Raw genomic sequence first — 466 nt, forward strand, 5'->3', positions numbered from 1 at the left:
TCAAGTGTCGCCCATAACTCATTGCTGATTTTTCGTCTGGCCATGCCACGAGGATATGGCTCTCATGGCTTCATGTCTAGGTTGTGTTAGCGACTCTAAGTCAAACGCGCGAGCTTATCGGCCGTGCTGACGCGAAAATTCCGGATGCCGAAGAGAGGTGGCCTCACTCGTTCGGACAGTGTTCTGAGATTTTTAAGTGGAACGTCCGAGGCAATCATGCTGCCAATTTGATCGCAGGCAGCGTCGCGAAGTATGCCTCATCCGGCGTGCGGTCGGCCAGGCTCGAGTGAGGCCGTTTCCGGTTGTACAGACGATGTATTCGCCGATGGCACGCCGGGCATGGCTGACCGCTCATAGGCCCGCAAATAGACTGACCCTGTCTCGATTCCACGTACAGCAAGAAGTTTGATAACTTTTTGACTGTATGGAGAACAGAATGGCAGAGAACGTGGTGCCGAGAAGGCAA

Annotated in this window: 1 pseudogene; it reads right to left on the reverse strand. The window is 53.6% G+C overall.

Features of this window, described 5'->3' with window-relative positions:
* Positions 1-214: 214 nt before the first annotated feature.
* A pseudogene (locus tag HWX39_RS36600) lies at positions 215-371 on the reverse strand (integrase core domain-containing protein); the annotation flags it as partial.
* Positions 372-466: the final 95 nt, after the last annotated feature.

The sequence above is a fragment of the Burkholderia sp. BCC0322 genome, from assembly GCF_902833045.1.
GTDB lineage: Bacteria > Pseudomonadota > Gammaproteobacteria > Burkholderiales > Burkholderiaceae > Burkholderia.